18 protein-coding genes and 1 tRNA gene are annotated in these 19926 nt (G+C 52.0%); 10 read left to right on the forward strand and 9 right to left on the reverse strand.

The window, feature by feature from the left end; genetic code table 11:
• Positions 1 to 33 precede the first annotated feature (33 nt).
• A complete protein-coding gene (gyrB, locus tag D5085_08045; protein ID QEP43069.1) occupies positions 34 to 2451 on the forward strand; it encodes a DNA topoisomerase (ATP-hydrolyzing) subunit B in 2418 nt (805 codons plus the stop codon).
• Between the two features lie 15 nt (positions 2452 to 2466).
• Here gyrB and D5085_08050 read toward each other — a convergent pair whose 3' ends face one another.
• Complete coding sequence (locus tag D5085_08050) at positions 2467 to 4203, reverse strand: arginine--tRNA ligase (GenBank protein QEP45100.1); 1737 nt, start codon at positions 4201 to 4203, stop codon at positions 2467 to 2469.
• Between the two features lie 255 nt (positions 4204 to 4458).
• Between D5085_08050 and D5085_08055 the strand changes: the two genes are divergently transcribed.
• Positions 4459 to 5163 carry a pirin family protein gene (locus D5085_08055; protein QEP43070.1) on the forward strand — a complete coding sequence of 235 codons (705 nt, stop codon included), beginning with the start codon at positions 4459 to 4461 and terminating at the stop codon, positions 5161 to 5163.
• A gap of 19 nt (positions 5164 to 5182) precedes the next feature.
• Here the strand turns inward: D5085_08055 and D5085_08060 are convergent, their stop codons facing one another.
• The 8 genes from D5085_08060 to D5085_08095 all read right to left on the reverse strand — a co-directional run bounded on the left by D5085_08060 (position 5183) and on the right by D5085_08095 (position 12902).
• Positions 5183 to 5893, reverse strand: a complete 711-nt coding sequence (locus tag D5085_08060) for a 1-acyl-sn-glycerol-3-phosphate acyltransferase (GenBank protein ID QEP43071.1) — start codon at positions 5891 to 5893, stop codon at positions 5183 to 5185.
• 3 nt (positions 5894 to 5896) lie between these two features.
• Entirely contained in the window at positions 5897 to 6532 is a 636-nt protein-coding gene (locus D5085_08065; protein ID QEP43072.1) for a D-glycero-beta-D-manno-heptose 1,7-bisphosphate 7-phosphatase, read from the reverse strand.
• 28 nt (positions 6533 to 6560) lie between these two features.
• Positions 6561 to 6887 carry a pyrophosphatase gene (locus tag D5085_08070; protein ID QEP43073.1) on the reverse strand — a complete coding sequence of 109 codons (327 nt, stop codon included), beginning with the start codon at positions 6885 to 6887 and terminating at the stop codon, positions 6561 to 6563.
• Complete coding sequence (locus D5085_08075; GenBank protein ID QEP43074.1) at positions 6888 to 9020, reverse strand: glycine--tRNA ligase subunit beta; 2133 nt, start codon at positions 9018 to 9020, stop codon at positions 6888 to 6890.
• 1 nt (position 9021) lies between these two features.
• Entirely contained in the window at positions 9022 to 9942 is a 921-nt protein-coding gene (glyQ, locus tag D5085_08080; GenBank protein QEP45101.1) for a glycine--tRNA ligase subunit alpha, read from the reverse strand.
• Between the two features lie 112 nt (positions 9943 to 10054).
• On the reverse strand, positions 10055 to 10750 hold the full coding sequence (gene hda / locus D5085_08085; GenBank protein ID QEP43075.1) for a DnaA regulatory inactivator Hda: 696 nt from the start codon (positions 10748 to 10750) through the stop codon (positions 10055 to 10057).
• Positions 10747 to 11805, reverse strand: a complete 1059-nt coding sequence (locus D5085_08090) for an AI-2E family transporter (protein QEP43076.1) — start codon at positions 11803 to 11805, stop codon at positions 10747 to 10749. Before D5085_08090 ends, hda begins: the two co-directional genes overlap by 4 nt.
• 14 nt (positions 11806 to 11819) lie before the next feature.
• Positions 11820 to 12902: a DUF2066 domain-containing protein gene (locus tag D5085_08095; protein QEP43077.1), complete on the reverse strand. Its 1083-nt coding sequence runs from the start codon at positions 12900 to 12902 to the stop codon at positions 11820 to 11822.
• A 199-nt stretch (positions 12903 to 13101) separates the two neighbouring features.
• On the opposite strand from D5085_08095, the gene D5085_08100 reads away from it, so the two are divergent.
• From D5085_08100 to D5085_08135, 8 genes are all read left to right on the forward strand, one after another.
• On the forward strand, positions 13102 to 14406 hold the full coding sequence (locus tag D5085_08100) for an HDOD domain-containing protein (GenBank protein ID QEP43078.1): 1305 nt from the start codon (positions 13102 to 13104) through the stop codon (positions 14404 to 14406).
• Between the two features lie 61 nt (positions 14407 to 14467).
• Positions 14468 to 14554: transfer RNA gene (locus D5085_08105), tRNA-Leu, on the forward strand.
• 175 nt (positions 14555 to 14729) lie between these two features.
• A complete protein-coding gene (gene aroK / locus D5085_08110; protein ID QEP43079.1) occupies positions 14730 to 15260 on the forward strand; it encodes a shikimate kinase AroK in 531 nt (176 codons plus the stop codon).
• 52 nt (positions 15261 to 15312) lie between these two features.
• Positions 15313 to 16386, forward strand: coding sequence for a 3-dehydroquinate synthase (locus D5085_08115; protein QEP43080.1), 1074 nt, complete (start codon positions 15313 to 15315; stop codon positions 16384 to 16386).
• 57 nt (positions 16387 to 16443) lie between these two features.
• Complete coding sequence (locus D5085_08120; protein QEP43081.1) at positions 16444 to 16713, forward strand: WGR domain-containing protein; 270 nt, start codon at positions 16444 to 16446, stop codon at positions 16711 to 16713.
• 3 nt (positions 16714 to 16716) lie between these two features.
• A complete protein-coding gene (locus tag D5085_08125; GenBank protein ID QEP43082.1) occupies positions 16717 to 18600 on the forward strand; it encodes a hypothetical protein in 1884 nt (627 codons plus the stop codon).
• 76 nt (positions 18601 to 18676) lie between these two features.
• The gene (dusB, locus tag D5085_08130; GenBank protein ID QEP45102.1) at positions 18677 to 19663 is read left to right on the forward strand and encodes a tRNA dihydrouridine synthase DusB; all 987 of its coding nucleotides are present in this window, start codon (positions 18677 to 18679) and stop codon (positions 19661 to 19663) included.
• Positions 19660 to 19911 (forward strand): DNA-binding transcriptional regulator Fis, encoded by a 252-nt coding sequence (locus D5085_08135; GenBank protein ID QEP43083.1) that lies wholly within the window; start codon positions 19660 to 19662, stop codon positions 19909 to 19911. The genes dusB and D5085_08135 overlap by 4 nt, the downstream gene beginning before the upstream one ends.
• Positions 19912 to 19926: the final 15 nt, after the last annotated feature.

The following is a 19926-nucleotide window of genomic DNA, read 5'->3' on the forward strand; positions in this document are numbered from 1 at the left end:
TTTTTAACCTTAAAACAATCCGGAAGCAGAATGATGACCGATATTACCCCCTCCAGTTACAACTCCTCTAGTATTAAAGTGCTCAAAGGATTAGATGCGGTGCGTAAGCGCCCTGGGATGTATATTGGCGATACCGATGATGGTACCGGTCTGCACCACATGGTGTTTGAGGTGGTCGATAACTCGATTGACGAGGCGCTAGCCGGTTACTGTAGTGCGATTAAGGTGACTATTCATGCCGATGGTTCGGTTAGCGTATCGGATAATGGTCGCGGCATTCCGGTCGATATCCATGCTGAGGAGGGGGTCTCAGCAGCAGAGGTGATTTTGACAGTACTCCACGCCGGAGGCAAATTTGACGACAACTCCTATAAGGTCTCCGGTGGGCTGCATGGTGTCGGGGTGTCGGTAGTGAATGCGCTATCAGAAGAGCTTGATTTAACTATCTATCGTAACGGAGAAGTGTATCAGCAGCACTATAGGATGGGGGTGCCGCAAGCGCCGCTATCGGTCACCGGTACGACGACTGAGAGTGGTACGATGATTCGTTTTTTGCCGAGCAGGACGATCTTTACCCAGACTGAATTTCACTACGATCTGCTCGCGAAACGGATTCGGGAGCTCTCATTTCTCAACTCTGGGGTACGGATTGAGTTAGTTGATGAGCGGGTGGAGGGGAAACACGATATCTTTGAGTATAAAGGGGGAATAAGTGCCTTTGTGCAACACCTCAATCGTAAAAAGACGCCGCTGCATGAGGATGTCATCTATTTTATCGGGGAGCGGGATGGGATGAGCGTTGAGGTGGCGATGCAGTGGAGTGATATCTACCATGAAAATATCTTCTGTTTTACCAATAACATTCCCCAACGAGATGGGGGAACCCATCTAGCTGGTCTAAGAACGGCGCTAACCCGAACGCTGAACCACTATATTGAGAGTGAGGGGGTAGCGAAAAAATCGAAAGTAAATACTACCGGCGATGATGCCCGCGAGGGGTTAACCGCCGTGCTATCGGTTAAGGTGCCCGATCCTAAATTCTCCTCCCAAACTAAAGATAAACTGGTCTCCTCTGAGGTCAAGGGGGTCGTGGAGTCGCTAGTTGCTGAGCGGCTACAGGAGTATCTGCTCGAAAATCCGCCGGTAGCGAAAATTATTAGTCATAAAATTGTCGATGCTGCTCGGGCGAGAGAGGCGGCTCGTAAGGCGCGTGATATGACTCGGCGCAAGGGAGCGCTCGATATCGCGGGGCTGCCGGGTAAATTAGCCGACTGTCAGGAGCGTGATCCGGCTTACTCTGAACTCTATCTAGTGGAGGGTGATTCGGCGGGTGGATCGGCTAAGCAGGGGCGTGATCGTAAAAATCAGGCCATTTTGCCCCTTAGAGGTAAAATTTTAAATGTGGAGAAGGCGCGTTTTGACAAAATGCTCTCCTCGCAAGAGGTCGGCACTCTCATTACTGCCCTCGGTTGTGGGATCGGCCGGGAGGAGTTTGATATTGCCAAGCTGCGCTACCATCGAATTATCATTATGACCGATGCCGATGTCGATGGCTCCCATATTCGCACCCTGCTGCTGACCTTCTTCTATCGTCAGCTACCGCAGTTAATTGAGAATGGCTATGTCTATATCGCTCAACCCCCGCTCTATAAAGTGAAAAAGGGCAAACAGGAGCGCTATGTTAAAGACGATATGGAGCTATCGCGCCATCTGCTACAGAGCGCCCTAGAGGGAGCAGAGCTACAGACCGGTGCTGAGGTGCCGCCGATAAAGAGCAGTGCCCTAGAGACGCTGGCACTAGAGCACCAGCAGCTACAGAGTGTCATACGCCGCATTGCTCGGCGCTACCATCCGCTGCTAGTCGCGGCAATGGTCGATCAACCGCGCTTAACCCGCGAGCGCTTTGCAACGGAGGCTAAGCTATGGTTTACCGAGCTGTTACAGAACCGTCAGCTCGATCTCTGTCGCCACTATATGAGACTCGATGTTGAGCAGGGAGAGGAGGGGAGAGTTGAGCGGGTCACAGTGAGCGAAGATTATCATGGTCGCTTGAATCGCTATCAGTTTAGTGGTGAATTTTTTGCCACCACAGAGTATGACCAGGTTGCCGAGTTTGGTGAGAAAATTGACAACTTGCTCGAAGAGGGGGCAACTCTTCGTCGTGGTGACAAGAGTTGGTCGGTAACACACTTTAATGAGGTCATAGAGTTTCTGTTGCAGGAGGCGAAGCGGGGACAGCATGTACAACGCTATAAAGGGTTAGGTGAGATGAATCCTGACCAGTTATGGGAGACGACGATGGATCCAAATAGTCGCCGGATGTTGCAAGTTCGCATTGAGGATGCTGTTGCCGCTGATGAGATATTTACCACTCTGATGGGGGATGATGTCGAGCCACGGCGAGAATTTATTGAATCAAATGCGCTCTATGTGAGTAATCTCGATATTTAGTACCAAGTCTAGCTGCTACATTCGTTCAACGACTGCGATCCCAAGAAGTGAGAGGCCAACTTTAAGCGTTTGAGAAGAGCCGTGGCATAGTGCCAATCTAGCCTCGCGCACAGACTGATCCGCCTCTGTACTGATAGGACAACTTTCGTAAAAAGACATAAAATGTTTTGCAAGGGAGTAGAGGTAGTTACAGAGCAGATGGGGCATACCTGTATGCGCTACGGCTTCAACCGTTTCGGAGAAGCGAGTCAGGGAGACGGCAAGGGTGCGCTCATTAGGATGTTGAAAAGAGTAATCGGCACTCAAATCGGCATCAGACGGGTTGTAATCTATTTTGCGAAAGATGCTTACTATACGGGTATAGGCATACTGTAGGTAGGGAGCGGTATTGCCTTCGAGTGAGAGCATCGATTGAAGGTCAAAAATATAGTCATTGGTTCGAGCTTTGGAGAGATCAGCATACTTCACGGCTCCAATACCGATGGTATGAGCAAGCGCTCTCTTCTCGCTCTCTTCTAAGTCAGGATTTTTATCCTCGATAATACTAAGTGCCTGATGCTCGGCCTCGTTGAGTAGATCTAGTAGTTTTACCGTATCTCCTTGACGAGTCTTGAACGGTTTACCATCTTTTCCCATCATGGTGCCAAAGGGCATGTGTTCGAGGGAGGTTTGGGGCGGTAGAAAATCGGCATGTCGGGCAACTGCAAAGACCTGCTGTAGGTGTAGTGTCTGCCGAGAATCCACCACATATATTATTCGTTGCGCCTTGAGAACATTGGCTCTATAGCGAATAGCTGCAAGATCGGTTGTTGAGTAGAGGAAGCCCCCATCCGATTTCTGCACGATGACGGGAACCACCTCATCGTTGTCGTTCTTAAACTCATCTAGGAAAACACACAGGGCACCTTCGGATTCTGTGATCAGATCTTTATGCCGTAGATCATCAATGACACGCGGTAAATCGTCATTATAGAAACTCTCGGGAACGACATCTTCACGACGAAGCGAGACATCAAGCTTATCGTATATCTCTGCACAGTGTTCAATAGAGGTGGAGATAAAGCGCTGCCATAGATCACGACACTTCCCATCCCCTTGTTGCAGGCGTACGGTAAATTCGCGTGCTTTTGTTTTAAAATCGGGGTCTTCATCGAAGCGACGCTTAGCGGCTCGATAGAAGCCTTCAAGATCAGCGAGTGATCGTTCACCAGAGAACTGCTCGCACTCATCCAGATAGGCTATTAACATCCCAAATTGCGTGCCCCAGTCACCCATGTGGTTGTGACGGATGACAGAGTGGCCGGTAAATTCGAGCACTTTGACAATCGTATCACCTATAATTGTGCTGCGTAGGTGGCCAACATGCATCTCCTTAGCGAGATTGGGATGGGAGTAATCGACAACAATTGGCGCAGAACTACTAGGGTGGGAAACCCCTAAGGAGGGGGAGTGCAACAGAGAAGAGAGGGTTGAGGTAATGAAAGCAGCCGTTAATTTAGCGTTAATGAAGCCAGCGCCCGCTATTTCAAAACAAATATCGGGGGCAAGTGGCTTGAGAGTATCGATAATTGCTTCGGCGAAGATGCGTGGGGGCTCTCCTCGTCTGTTGGCTTGAACTAGGGCAATGTTTGTTTGGTAATCACCGAAGCGCGGATTAGTCGCCTCTTTAAATGAGGTTGCATCATCAATAGAGATGGAAAACTGTTCCATTGCCGTAGCAAGAAGAGTGGAAAGGTGTGATTTTACATTCATTTTAGACCCTTTAACAAACATAAAGTTTGAGGTTTGACTGACCAAATTCTGCCTGCTTAATTTCATTGCGGCTACGGCAGGAACAGTATCTTTCGTTGTAACACGATACAACCTCATTCTACCCTAAAATAGACATTGGAGTCACTATTGGGTATGGGGGCATAGGGAGGGTGATAGGAGGGGCTACGCTGCGGTTGCTCTATCCTATCAAGATGCCCATATTACCTGTATCAATTAACTTTGGAGTCGAGTGAAATGGTGACAGTACGAGCAGCAGCTAAGCGGGGTTATTTTGAAAATAGCTGGTTACAGAGTTATCACAGCTTCTCTTTTGGTGATTACTACGATGAGATGCAGATGGGATACTCTCTGTTACGGGTCATGAATGAGGATGTGATTGCGCCGGCGAGCGGGTTTCCGACTCATGGCCATCAGAATATGGAGATTGTTACCTACCTGCTCTCCGGTAGCTTAGAGCATAAAGATAGTATGGGTAATGGGAGTACCATCTACCCGGGTGAGGTGCAACGAATGTCGGCGGGGAGGGGGGTGACCCACTCCGAATATAACCCTTCAACCACCGATGAGACCCATCTCTTGCAGATTTGGCTACTGCCAAACCAGCGCAATATTGAGCCAGGATATGAGCAGAAACGGTTTGAGGACGAGGGGCGTAACCATCGTTGGCAGCTACTGGCCTCTCCAACGGGAGAGGAGGGAGCAGTGACTATCTATAGCGACACCCTGCTCTATGCGGCGCTACTCGATCCTAAGCGGGTGCTTGACTACTCATTCGCTAGCGATAGGGTCGGTTATCTTCAGCTCGCTTCGGGGGAGCTAATCGTGAATGGTGAGGCGTTATCGGCAGGCGATGGGGCGAGGCTATCAGCCGGCGAGAGGTTACAGCTACAGGGAGGAGGGGAGAGAGCCGAGCTGTTGCTGTTTGATCTCCCCCAATAATTTCGCGAGCGTCATAAGGCTATCCTATCCTGAGGCACTCCGCCTCAATCCACTCTTGAGCCTGTTGATTAATGGCAGCCGCTTTTTGGTCAGCTACAATCGGCGGGCCGATAGAGAGGGTAATGGTGCCGGGTTTTTTAATAAAGCTATCTTTAGGCCAAAATTGGCCTGCATTGTGGGCTACCGGCACGACAGTGGTGCCGGTTTTGGCGGCTAACATCGCTCCCCCAATGGCATAGCGACTCTCTCGACTGCCGTAGGCAGTTCGAGTCCCCTCTGGAAAAACGACCAGCCAAATCCCCTGTTGCAATCGCTGCGCTCCCTGTTCTAACACCTGTTTTAACGCCTTTTTGCCCTCAGTTCGGTTGATAGCAACCGGTCGGGTCATGGCCAGTCCCCATCCGAAGAAGGGTAGCCACAGTAGTTCGCGTTTTAAGACCCAAGTCTGAGTTGGGAGAATCTGCTGCATGGCAATGGTCTCCCATGCCGATTGGTGTTTAGCTAAAATAATCGCGCTTTGCACTGTAGGGATATTCTCTCTACCGATAACTCTATAGTTGAGTTGACAGGTGACCTTTAACCAAAAGAGGGCAAAAATACTCCACCATCCTAACACCCGTCGTCGTAGTGAAAAGGGGAGTAGCCAACCGAGTGTGGTGGTTAAGAGGGTAAAAGGGATGGTAAACAGAGCTAAGCCGAGATAGAACAGCAGTGAACGAATGACAAGCATAGTTTAGGTGAAACCTCTATTTTTTAGAAGATGGTTAACATACTCCGCCAGATCACTAAACAGAGGGATCTGCCACTGTTGTAGGCGAAAGCTATAGTTCGCTATTGTACGCTCTCCTTTACCGCTACGCACCAAGGCGGTTTGGCAGCCCATGTTGCGTCCGGTTTCGATATCGCGCAGAGAATCTCCTACCGTTGGAATACCAATTAAGTTTTGGCGTTGAAAGTGGGCCGCTATCTGTTCAAATAGACCTATCTCTGGTTTACGGCAGTGGCATTTAGCTTCGGGAGCGTGGGGGCAGTAGGCGATATAGTCTATTTGGGCACCTAGTGGTTGCAGCAGTTGGGCTAGTTTGTGATGCATGGCTTCTAAAGTCTCAATACTATAGTAGCCTCGGCCAATGCCTGATTGATTGGTGGCGATAGCGATTTGATATCCGGCTTGGTACAGTTTGGCGATTGCCTCTAGCGAGCCGGGGAGAGGGATAAACTCCTCTACGCTGCGGATGTAGTGATCGGAGTCGAGATTAATCACTCCGTCGCGGTCAAGAATAATGAGATGTTTCACGTGAAACCAGAGATTCCTTTGAGCTAGGGGGAGGGGGAGGTTAACCGGCAACCAATGTTCCACATGAAACATTGGTTACGGTATAGCGGGTGGGGGAGGGCTATTTAAATTCGGAGACGCGAATTCGGCCATTAATCATACGCGATTGGCGCTGATTAATCTTCTCCATCTTCTCCCAAAAGGCTTGGTTTAGATCAAAACCGGCGGAAATAGCGGTACCCATTAATAGAATCAGTAGATCAGCACTCTCTTCTGCTAGCTCCTCAATCGGCTTGCCTTTGGTAACACAGGCGGCAATTTCGCCTAACTCCTCTGCCATTAGTGCCATGCGATAGGGGAGATCTTCACCGCCAGTGCCTTTAAAGTCGTGTTTATCGTGAAACGCCTGCACTGTAGCGAGCATAGCTTGGTATGAGTCTTGATTCATTTAATTTACCTCCGCGGGTAGGGCTGCAATATCGGCGACTTGACTAAAGAGTCGCTGTATATAGGAGAGTAGGGTGAGGCGGTTTTGGCGCACAGCGCTATCCTCTGCCATCACCATGACTTGATCAAAGAAGGGATCGATGACCTCTTTTAGAGTTGCTAGCAGTGTTAACCCCTCGCTATAGGCTCGCTGTTGGAACAGTTGCTCTGCTACTGGTCCGAGTTGTTGTAGCTGTTGCCATAGCTGTTGCTCTTCGGGGTGCTGAAACAGATCGGCATGAATGGGGGCGCTCTCATGGGTAAGGTCGTGGCCGTTTTTACGCAGAATATTACTAATGCGCTTATTGGCTGCGGCTAGGGCTGCGGCTTGGGGTTGCTGCTGAAATCTCTTTACCGCTTCAATACGATGGGCAATATCGAGCGGTTCAGGTGGGGAGAGGGCAATGACCGCCTCGGTAATAGCGCTATCGATACCCTGTTCGCTAAAGTAGCCGTTACAGCGCTCTAAAATATAGTGAAAGCACTCGGTGACGACTTCGCTAGAGGCTAGGCGGCTAACGATGACTGGTTCATCTAGCTGTTGCTGGTAGAGCGTGGCGGCGTGCTGTAACAGAGTATAGATATTGAGCGGTAGTTGTCGTTCAATGGTTAGTCGTAGCAGGGCTAAGGCGGCTCGCCGCAGGGCGAAGGGATCTTTAGTCCCGCTCGGTTTTTGACCAATAGCGAAGATACCTACTAGAGTATCGATGCGATCTGCTATCGCTAGGGCGGTGCCTAACTCCCCCTGCGGTAGGGTATCGCCGGCATGGCGCGGGAGATAGATCTCATTCATCGCTGCGGCAACGGTTGTAGGGATTCCCTCGGCTACGGCATAGTGGCGACCCATCACTCCCTGTAGTTCAGGAAATTCGCCGACCATATCGGTAAGTAGATCACATTGACAGAGTCGTGCCGCCTGTTGCGCCTCTTTAACAGGAAGTTTGAGTTCGGTCGCGAGTCGAGCCATTAGTTGTTGTAGTCGCTCTGATTTGGCTTTGAGAGTGCCTAGCTGCTGTTGAAAAATAATGCTGTCGAGTGCCTCATAGCGACTATCGAGCGTGCTCTTTTGATCTTGCTGCCAGAAGAAGGCGGCATCGGCGAGGCGAGGACGAATCACTCGCTCATTGCCCTGCTGTACTAGGTGTGGTTGGCGGCTGCTAATATTGCTAATGGTAATAAATTTCGCCAGTAGCTTGCCCCTATCATCAATAAGATGAAAATATTTTTGGTGCCCTTTCATCGCGGAGATAAGGCACTCAGCGGGGATACGCAGAAACTCAGGATCAAAGCTACCGACAACAGCGGTAGGCCACTCGACCATGGCGGTCACTTCATCGAGTAGATCGGGGTCAATGACTGCTCTGCCCCCAGCGGTCGTTGCGGCCTGTTCAATCTGGTGGCGGATCTGTTCACGGCGCTGTTCAAAATCGGCAACGACAAAGGCGTGTTGTAGCGAGGGGAGGTAGTCAGCGCTGGAGTTTAGCTCAATGGCGGCAGGAGCCATAAAGCGGTGGCCAAAGGTAACTCTATTAGAGTGTTGCGCTAGTAGCTCTATCGGAATGATCTTTTCACCATAGAGCACGGTTAGCCAGTGTACCGGCCGGACAAATTCGGCCTTTAAGTCGCCCCAGCGCATCCGTTTCGGGATCGGTAGCAGGTTAACTGCCTGTTCGATAACTTGGGGGAGTCGTTGTGCGAGCGATTGGCCTGGCTGTTGAGTGCGATAGAGTAACCAGCTCCCTTTGGGGGTCTGAATCTGCTCTAACTGCTCTGGAGGAACGCCGCAGGAGTGGGCAAAGCCGAGTAGCGCTTTGGTCGGTTTACCTTGACTATCGTAGGCCGCTTTTAGGGCGGGGCCGCGCCGCTCAACGCTCTGATCTGGCTGTTGGCCGCTAACGGCAGTGACAATAACAGCTAATCGGCGCGGAGTGGCATAGCTATGAATCGCTTTAAAGGGGAGTCGAAGCTGCTCTAACTGGGTGCCGATAGCGTCGCTAAAGGCGCGACTCAATCTGTTTAGCGCTTTGGGGGGTAGCTCTTCGGTACCGATCTCAATTAATAGATCGGGTGGGGAGGGGGGCATTGTCGTGCTCATATTAGCGGTTTACCTCATTCGTATTAGCAGTGGCCATCTTGGATAACATCGGGAAACCGAGCCTCTCTCGGGCGGCGTAGTAGCTCTCAGCGACCTGACGAGAGAGGGTGCGCACTCTAAGAATATAGCGCTGTCGCTCAGTAACCGAGATGGCGTGGCGGGCGTCGAGTAGGTTAAAGGTATGAGAGGCTTTAAGTACCATCTCATAGGCGGGTAGCGGTAGTTCGGCAGCGATGAGGCTGTTCGACTCAGCTTCATAGAGATCAAACAGGCGCAGCAGTTCAGTGACATTGGCGTGATCGAAGTTATAGTGTGACTGCTCTACCTCGTTTTGGTGGTAGATATTGCCGTAGCTCACCGCACCGGCAGGGCCATGGTGGGTCCAGGTGAGATCGTAAACCGATTCGACCCCTTGTAGATACATTGCAATACGCTCTAAGCCGTAGGTGATCTCACCGGTTACCGGACGGCAGTCGAGGCCACCGACCTGTTGAAAATAGGTAAATTGGGTCACCTCCATGCCGTTAAGCCAGACCTCCCAACCTAGTCCCCAGGCACCGAGAGTGGGGGATTCCCAGTTATCCTCGACAAAGCGAATATCGTGATCGAGCGGATCGATACCGAGCAGCCGCAGCGAGTCAAGATAGAGCTGCTGAATATCGAGTGGCGAAGGTTTAATCACCACCTGAAACTGATAGTAGTGCTGTAGGCGGTTAGGATTGTCGCCATAGCGGCCATCGGTCGGTCGGCGAGAGGGCTGAACATAGGCCGATGCCCATGGCTCTGGCCCGATGGAGCGCAGAAAGGTTGCCGGATGAAAAGTACCGGCACCGACCTCCAGATCGAGCGGTTGTAGAATAACGCACCCCTGTTTGGCCCAGTAGTCCTGTAGGGCAAGAATTAATCCCTGAAAGGTTGAGATATCAAATGGTGTAGTAGCAGTTGCAGACAACAGAGTCACCTTCTGTGTTGGTTAAAGAAAAAAGAGTGACGCTATTATACCTTGAACAGGCTGGCGATGTGGTTTGGTAACTTTAAGTCTGGAGCAGATGCTGTTTGATAAAGGGGATAGTCAGCCGTCGCTGTGTTGCTAGCGAAGCGTAGTCGAGATCATCCATCAGCCGAAACAGCTTTGTGGTATCGCGAGAGATATGTTTGAGCAGATAGTGGCCGACCTGCGGGCTCATTGAGAGCCCCTGATCCTGAGCCCGTAGCTGTAACGCTTCGATTAAGGCCGCCTCATCCATCGGTTGCAGTTGATAGACAGGTCCCCAGCGCCAGCGGGAGAGGAGATCGTTTAACTGCCACTGGCTCTCTTCAGGGGGGTGGCGATCGGCGACTAGCAGACGGTGGTGGTTGTGGCGTAGCTGGTTAAAGAGGTGGAACAGGCTCTCCTCCCACAAGGTGGTCGCGGCGAACGAGACCGAGTCGATAGCGACCAGATCGATCTGATCACAACCGCGCAGAATCTCCACCCCCAGTGCCATAATCTGTTCTAGTGGCAGATAGATAGAGCGGACGCCCTGCTGACTCGCCTGTTGACACATCGCCTGTAACAGATGGCTCTTGCCACAGCCCGCCTCTCCCCAGATAAAGAGCGACTTAGCCGACTGCTTGCGATAGAGCTGATTAAACAGTTCGTGATTAGCGCCTATCACAAAATTATGCAGGGTAAAGCTAGGGCGTAGCTGCACATTGAGCGGTGGTTGAGGGTAGCGCTGAGTCGTCATGGGGCCAGATACCAGCTACTATTAAGATAGGCTCGACTACCGTGGCGTAACCAGACGGCCAGCACAGCTGTGACCGGCAGGGCAAGCAGAATTCCCCAAAAACCGAACAGCTCACCGCCAGCCATAATGGCAAACAGTACCAGTACCGGATGGAGACCGAGTTTATCCCCCAATAACCAAGGAGTGAGGAAGAAGCCCTCAATTAGCTGCGCGATGCTGAAAACGGCGACAATTGAGAGCAGTGGTGTCCAGTCGTGGAACTGGAGTAGCGCCGCGATACTCGCTAGCGCAATACCGACGATAAAACCAAGATAGGGGGCGATACTCACCAGACCGGCAACCATGCCGATAAGGAGTGAGAACTCTAGCCCCACCCACCACAGACCGATAGAGTAGATGGTGCCGAGCAGCATGGCGACCAACAATTGGCCGCGAAAGAAGGCACCGAGCATACTATCCGACTCCTGCATCAGTTTGACCACTGTAGGATGGATAGGGCGGGGGATCCAGCGAGCGAGAAAGGCGATCCAAATATCCCAATCGCGTAACATATAGAAGGTGACCAGCGGCAGTAGCAGCAGATTGGTAACCCAATAGATGAGCGCCATACCTGAGCCGGAGATGAGAGCAAAGATCGAGCTAAAGGCCTGCCCAGTCTGCTCTATATTTGGTTTTAACTGATTGAGCAGGCTATTGAGCGAAAATAGCTCCTCATCGACCGGAATCCATTGGGTTAATACCGGTATCCAGTGGTTTTGAAAGTAGCTGATATACTCTGGAATGCGTGCTAGCAGAATCGCTAGCTGCTGCTGTAGCAGTGGCACAATAACGAGCAGAATCCCTAGGCTAATCACCGAAATGGCGGCAAAGACGATAGTCACTGAACGGGTGCGGGAGAGTGGACGCCTCTCTAGCTTGTCAACTAGCGGATCGCCGATATAGGCCAATAACATACCGATTAAAAAGGGGGGCAGAATCGGCATCAATAGCGAGCCAATGAGCCATAACAGCGTGAGTGTAAGTAGCAGCAGTAGCGATATTTTGAGTCGAAGCATAACGCAGAACCGAATTAGCGCAGACGATAGTTTAGATCGGCACTCGGCAGCTCGACAGAGCGCTCGTCACCATAGAGGGGAGGGGGATAGTTACTATCGACGGTTAACAGTTCACCTAAATCGATTAGCTGTTCGATGTTGCGTCGATCCCCTTTAGGAGTCAGCATAAACTGTAGAGTATCGCCACTAATCTGCTCTAAAGAGAGCTGCTTAACGGCATTGAGCTGCTGTAGATAGTTGAAGATGCGCACATAGTGCTCAAACTGCGCCACCCCACTCACCTGTAGCCGTAGGGACTCACTCTCTCCGCCGAGCCGAAAGGCGAGCTGGCGGCCGAGGCGATCGGCAAGTTGATGAATAGTGTGACCGATTAACGCACTAGGAGAGCTAGCACGACTCTGCCATCTCTCGCTATTGTGCCCCTCCTGCTGTAGCTGCAAGTTAATCTGCCACTGTTCACCGACCGGACGAAGATAGCCTTGCAAAATAAGCTGCGCCCCCTCGTTAGCGGCAATCTGCTCCATCCGACTATCGATAGTGCGTTGAATTGTGGCTACCGAGATAGCGCGGGTGTTGCTGTCGGTCAGATTAGGTAGCACCACGGGCAGACCCCGTTCGGTAGCTGTGTCGGTTAGCAGCTCCTTCGCTAGACCGGTATCGAAGCGATCCACTAAAGTGAGCTGCCCCGACTCACCGACCACTAGCCAGATCATAATCAGCGGTCGAGTGACTCCCCAGTAGGGGAGGCCTGTGGTGCGAATCAGCCGCTCAATGGTGATTGGATCGAACTCTACCCACAACTCGGTTCCGCCCCCTAAGCGGCTGCGATAGCTATACTGTTGGACATAGGTTGAGGCACGCAAGAGCTCACTATTGAGCAGATCACTGTTCGGTAGGGTACGCAGGCCGGTCATTCGTTGCAGTACCTGTTGCAGGGCCTGTTTTAGAGCCGCTTGCCGCTCCTGCTCACTCTGGGTGGCGACATAGATGGCGCTCTGATAGAGCTCTGGCATATTAACAGCCTGGAGTTGACACGGCATCAGGACGAGTAGTGTCAGTAGCAGAACGTAATAGCGGTGGTCTGTTGGGCGGAACAAGTGGCTTACCCTCTTATCAGTGGATATTGTGAGTTCAATGGTATTGATAACTGAGAGGTGATTATAGCCTATTCTCTCGCAATTTAGAGAATATGTGATCCAATTCCCCAACGAGTGTGACTTAGGTGCCGTTTTTTTAGCGCTAATGTCGCTATGCTATAGCGTATAGAGTGACCGTTACCGTTATGGAGTAGAAGCTATGTCCGTTCCAGCAAAAATTCGTGAATATTTACTACAGCAGCCGGGGACTTTTCGCGCCATCAGTCGTGAACAGATCGATCCTGAGGCCCACATTCAAGTCCACTTAGCGAGAGCAGGGCGCAACTATCTTCTGCTGCTGACCCGTTTAGGTCATCAGCCCGATATGGCGCGGCTCTCTGAGCTGCTAAAGCGGCGGGTTGACAAAGTAGAGAGTGGTGAGGCTCTGCCCGATACCATCGACCATTTGGAGCATATTCCGCCGCTGCCCCATCTGCTCAATCTGCAAGGGATTATCGATCCGGAGGTGCTATCGCTTGGTCGGCTCAGTTTTGATGCCGGTGATGGTCAACATGCGATTCGTACTACCTTGGCCGATTTTAAACGGCTGTTACAAAACCGAATTAAGGTGGCCACTCTAGTTCGCTATGGTGAGAGCGAGACCGGACTTGGGGTCAATATGATCGATGCGATTCGCGACTGTGAAGCGTTACCGCCCTTCCCTAAGCTAGCCCGAGATATTTTGCAGCTACGAAACAATCCGTACGCCTCGGCATCCGAATTAGCTGCCGTAGTGGAGCAAGATCCGGCAATGGCGATTCAAATTATCCGCTATGCCAATAACCCCCTCTTCGCGAGCGCCGATGAGGTGACCTCAATCGAACGGGCGATTGTCGCCTTAGGGTATGAGTTTGTACTCAATTTAGCGCTGGGGTTGGCGATGGGACAGTCGATGGCGATGCCGCGCAGTGGCAGACTAGGAGCAGAGGCGTTTTGGGAGCACGCGCTAGCGACAGCAACACTGACCCGACTACTCATACAGGCGATGCCCTATAGCGAACGGCCAGCGGCAGATACCGGCTATCTTGCCGGACTTTTACACAATATCGGTCTGCTCTATATGGGTCACCATCAGCCTAAAGCCTATGAGCGGTTGATGCAGGTTTGGGGTGGGCAGTCGCAGCTAGCACTAACCGATATCGAAAATGCACTGTTCGGTGTCGATCATACCCTGATTGGCAATGCTCTATTAACCGCTTGGCAGCTAGAGGGGGATCTAATTGAAGTTATTACACACCACCACGATGTCGGCTATCGAACTGCTAGCCTCTACACCCGACTGGTTACCTTAGCGACGGATCTACTGCGCTACCACTATCAGCTGGGAGATGGCGCGATGTTGCAAATTGAGAGTGAGCGCTGGGAGTCACTACAGATTAGTCATGAAGCGATAGAGCAGATATTAGCGACAATAGAGCAGGAGCTACCCTATCTCAATGCGATGGCGACACAGCTAGCGGCATGAATTCGCTTTCGCCAGTTGCGCTTTTACGCGGGTGTGCTAACATACCGAACTGTTGAGTGCCGCCTGGGTGGCGAAATTGGTAGACGCAGCAGACTCAAAATCTGCCGGTGGTAACACCGTGTCGGTTCGACTCCGACCCTAGGCACCAGATTGACTCTTTTTTCCCTTACGGACGCCCCTTGGCGTCTTTTTTATCGTCCGAATAAAAGCCAGATAACTCTGCCGCTATAAAAAAAATCGGATTAATTTATCCAAGCCTTTGTTTTGCAGCGAAAACTCATTTATGATGTCCTCGTTTTAGCGAAAGGGGCTGAATTTTGCCAATGATGCAACAAAATATCTTTTTGGTCGGGCCAATGGGGGCGGGCAAGAGTACCATCGGGCGCCAGCTAGCCTATACGCTTAATGTGCCGTTTAGGGACTGTGATCATGAAATTATCAATCGTACCGGTGCCTCCATTCCGCTCATCTTTGAGTTAGAGGGTGAGGAGGGGTTTCGTCGGCGCGAGAGTGAGATGCTTGATGAGTTGACACAACTCTCAGAGGTGGTGATGGCCACGGGAGGGGGGGCAGTACTTAAAGAGCAGAATCGACAACTATTGCGATCACGCGGGGTGGTTATCTATCTCTACGCCTCGCAGGAGCAGCTCTATCAGCGGACTTGTCGTGATAGAAATCGGCCACTGTTACAGACCGACAACCCGCGTCAAAAAATTGCTGAACTGCTAGAGCAGCGTGATCCACTCTATCGTCAGGTGGCGGATCTTATTGTTCATACGGAAGAGCGTTCGGTAAGAAGTGTGGTAAAAGAGGTAGTGGCCCGTCTAAGGCGGGAGTTACAGATTATCGACTGAAGTGGCAGCGATAGGTAGATCATTGGGATTATCAAGGAGCTATTAACAGAGAATGGAGAGATTAACGGTCGATTTGGGGAGTCGTAGCTACCCCATCCATATTGGTGCCGGGTTAATTGACCAGAGTGAGCTATTTACCCCTCACATTCATGGACGCCAAGTGTTGGTTGTCAGTAATGAGACAGTCGCCCCACTCTACTTGCAACGACTACTCAATACGCTACAGGGGTTGAGTGTCGCTAGTGTGGTGCTACCTGATGGGGAGCCGTATAAAAATCTTGAGGTATTAAACCAAATTTACGATGCTCTGCTCCAGTTACGCTTTGATAGGCGTTGTACCTTAGTTGCTCTCGGAGGGGGGGTGATTGGTGATATGGCGGGGTTTGCCGCAGCGACCTATCAGCGTGGAGTTAATTTTATTCAGGTACCGACCACACTACTCTCCCAAGTTGACTCTTCGGTCGGGGGCAAGACTGGGGTTAACCACCCACTCGGCAAGAATATGATTGGAGCCTTCTACCAGCCGCAGTGTGTGGTGGCCGATACCGAGACGCTCAATACGCTAGACGATCGGCAGCTTAGTGCCGGTCTAGCCGAAGTGATTAAGTATGGTCTGATTAACGACTGGCCCTTTTTTGAGTGGTTAGAGCAGGCTATGGTATCGCTACGGCAGCGTGATTCGGCGGCACTCTCCTATGCGATTGAGCGCTCTTGTCGGGATAAGGCAGCCATTGTTAGTGCCGATGAGCGCGAGAGTGATCAGCGGGCACTCCTCAATCTCGGCCACACTTTTGGTCATGCCATAGAGACCGGTATGGGGTATGGCGAGTGGCTACATGGTGAGGCAATTGGTGCTGGAATGGTATTAGCAGCTAAATTGTCGCACACCCTAGGCTGGATTGACGCCGAGGCGGTTGGGCGGGTAGAGCGGCTACTCACTGCGGCAGGGGTGCCGACTCGACCCCCACCAGAGCTCACCGCCGGACAGTTTTTGCAACACATGGCGGTGGATAAGAAGGTTCAGGATGGTCAATTACGGCTAGTTTTAATGGCCCAACTGGGTCAGGCAAAAATTGTCACCGATATCGATACGACCCTAATTCGGCAGGTTATTGGAGGGTGTTAGTTTAATTGGTAGGCAGGCACCTTTGTCAGGCAACTACTTCGGAGTGTGTGAATTTATATGCGCATCTATATGCAGACCCGTCCCGATGAGGGTAACCAGCTCCGCTTCTACCAGCTACAGCTACAGCGAGATATGTTTGGCGGCTGGAGTATGATTCGTGAGTGGGGCGTACAGGGTAGCTCAGGTACGGTTAAGCGAACCCACTTCGATGAGTTTGATAAAGCACTCGCCGCGATGATGAAGCTGCGTAGTACCCAACTTAAACGCGGTTACTATTTAATGTTTGTCAATGGCGATCTGCCAGAACTGCGCGACATGGGAAGCTGATCGATGAGTAGTGACGCCTTTTTTGTGACAGAGGCGCAGGAACAGCAGCTTGATCTGTTAACCCATCTGATTCAATTCGGGGATGAGGTGTTGATTGTGACAGGTGAGGAGGGTAGCGGTAAAACGACCCTTATGGCTAGAATTGAGCAGCGGCTCCAGACGCGCTGGTCGATCTGCTGTCACGATGCTTTAGCCGAACCGCTCCTATCGCAGCTATTTCCCCATATCGCCTCGGCGGCTCGTTTCGATGATAGCACCTCTGATCCGGAGCATTTGATTGCCGATTTTCAGCACCACTTAAGCCACACTTTTGAGCAGGACAGCTTGCTAGTTATGGTCGATAGCGCCGAACAGTTAGAGGGGGATGCGCTACAGGCGCTACTCTATCTCGCTTCGCTGCAACACGATGGCACCGCTCTGATTCGGGTGGTGCTGATAGCGCTGCCCGATCTCAAATTACGGCTAATGCAGCCTGAGTTGGCCCCTTTATCAAAAAAGAGTCGTCTGCTGAGCATCGATCCTATCGCATCTAACCAGATAGAGCCCTTTATTCAGTTTCTACAGCAGCAGGGGAGGATAGAGCAGCTCCCCGATGCAAAACTGTTGCGCCAAATTATTCGCCGTAGTCGCGGTAACCCGCAGCAGATTCTGTTGCAGTTACAGTTACCGCAGATCGCCTCGGCAGCGGGAGTGGGGATAGGGTGGCCTTGGATTGGGGGAGTAGCGGTGGTGATTGTGACCCTCTCGGCGCTTTTATGGGTCGATTTTGGCCAGCTAGCGACCGATACAGCACCAAAAACAGCGCCCTCTGAGGGTCGGGTGGAGCTAAAACCAGAGAGCGAAACTCGTCCCGATGAGCCCTTCTATCCTAATGAGTTAGCTCGTCAATTGGCGCAGCAGCAGCTAGCAGAGGAGCCAGTCAGGGCGCTGGTTGAACCGAGGCCGCTACTACCACCAGCGGCCGAACAGCCATTGATGGCTGAAGAGGATCGCGTTACCCCAGCACAAGAGCGCCGTCCCGATACTTCGGTCGCAGTAGCGCAGGAGCCGTTGCAGGTAGAAAATAGCGAGATAGATAGCTTAGAACCCTCTGCTGTGTCACCTGAGCCTGTGGTAACAGTGACCGACCCAGAACCAGAACCAGAACCAGAGCCTTTAGTGGCGACTGAGGAGGTGGGTGAGGTAGGGGGCGAGAGCGAGAATAACGCAGACTGGTTAGCCTCTCAGCCGCCACAAAACTACACAATTCAACTTATTGCGTTAAGCGATGCGAGTGCGATAACTCGTTTTGTGCAGGAGCGAGGGCTCCAAGGGGAGTTGGTTGAGGTGACGACAACAAAAAATAGTCGCCCACTCTATACCCTGATTGAGGGTAGCTATCGAGATCGCGCTGCGGCGATGGCGGCCGTTACCAAGCTGCCACAGGGAATATCTACCTGGGTGAGAACTCTGGAGAGCCTACAGAGCCAGGCGTCGCAGAGCCGTCACCTAACTAGCCCTGTCGCACCGAAGCGAGTGGCGGGTGAGAGAGAGGAGGGGGGGCAAACGACAACAGAGAGGCAGGCCGCTGATCCCATTCAGAGCCGCGATGTGGCTTGGCTATGGAGTCAGCAGCCAGATCTATTTACGATTCAGCTCATTAGTAGCAGTGAACGAGAGAGGTTGGAGCAGTTTGCCCGACAATACGATTTGGCTACAGAGGCGGTGATTATTGCCACAAAACGGGAGCAGAGAGCGTGGTACCAGCTCTTTTATGGCACCTATACCAGCCGTAGCGAGGCGTTAGTGGCGATAGGTTTGATGGCCGATGAGCTACAGAGGAGTCGCCCATGGGTTAGGAGTTATGGGGCGGTGCAGGAGGATATGGGCGCGGATAGCGCTAACTGAGGGGGGAGGGCTTTCTTTAGGGAGCGATTGCCACTATGCTAATACGCCTTTTTAAGCATGGCGTACTGATAAAATGGTGAAAATAGGTTCCTATAGCCTCTCAAATCAACTGCTGTTAGCTCCGATGGCTGGTGTGACAGATCGCCCGTTTCGTCAGCTCTGTCGTCGCCTCGGTGCCGGCATGGCGGTCTCGGAGATGGTCTCCTCTAACTCGCTGTTATGGGGTAGCGATAAGACTCTGCGCAGAGCCGACCATCGTGGTGAGGAGGATCCTCGCTCGGTGCAGATTATGGGTGCCGATCCGGCCATGATGGCCGAAGCTGCGCGTTATAATGGCGATAACGGGGCGCAAATTATCGATATCAATATGGGCTGTCCGGCGAAAAAGGTCTGCCAGGTGGCGGCAGGATCGGCACTATTGAGAGATGAACGGCTGGTTGAGTCGATTTTGACCGCCGTGGTTAAAGCGGTGCCTGAACTACCGGTCACCTTGAAGATTCGTACCGGTTGGGATAGAGAGAGCCGTAATGCGGTGACTATTGGCAAAATGGCCGAACAGTGCGGCATTCAGGCGCTGGCGATTCATGGTCGTACCCGTGCGGATGGCTATCGGGGTGAGGCCGAATATGAGACCATCGCCAAGGTGAAGGCGGCTGTTGCCATGCCAATTATCGCTAATGGAGATATCACAACCCCAGAGAGGGCGCGGCAGGTACTCGACTATACTGCCGCCGATGCGATTATGGTGGGGCGGGCAGCGCAGGGGCGGCCATGGATATTTCGCGAAATAGATCACTACCTTCGCACTGGCGAGAGGCTGCCTGAGCCCGATTTAAACGAGATAGAGAGCCTGCTTACCGACCATCTACGCAATTTATACGCCTTTTATGGCGACTATACCGGCGTGCGTATGGCTCGCAAACATATTAGCTGGTACACCAAAGGGCAGCGTCATGGCGCCGCTTTTCGACAGGCGGTCAATCGGGTCGAGAGTCGTGAGGCGCAGCTAGAGATGGTGGCTCGCTTCTTTGCGCAGCTACAGCAGCAGGAGCAGGCGGCATGAGCGAGTGCAGTGCCTCCCCCGATTCAACCCTCAACGGCGATGTTAAACAGGCGCTACTGCGTTACTTCGATTCACTGGAGGGGCAGGATCCAATCAACCTCTACAACATGTTTTTAGGCGAGGTAGAGAGGCCGCTGCTAGAGTTTGTGATGGCGCACACCAGAGGTAACCAGAGCCATGCAGCAGCGATTCTCGGCCTAAATCGCGCCACCTTGCGTAAAAAATTGAAACTCTATCAACTGCTCTAGCTCCGCTTCTCCCTT

It is taken from the genome of Ectothiorhodospiraceae bacterium BW-2 (genome assembly GCA_008375315.1).
Lineage (GTDB): Bacteria > Pseudomonadota > Gammaproteobacteria > Thiohalomonadales > Thiohalomonadaceae > BW-2.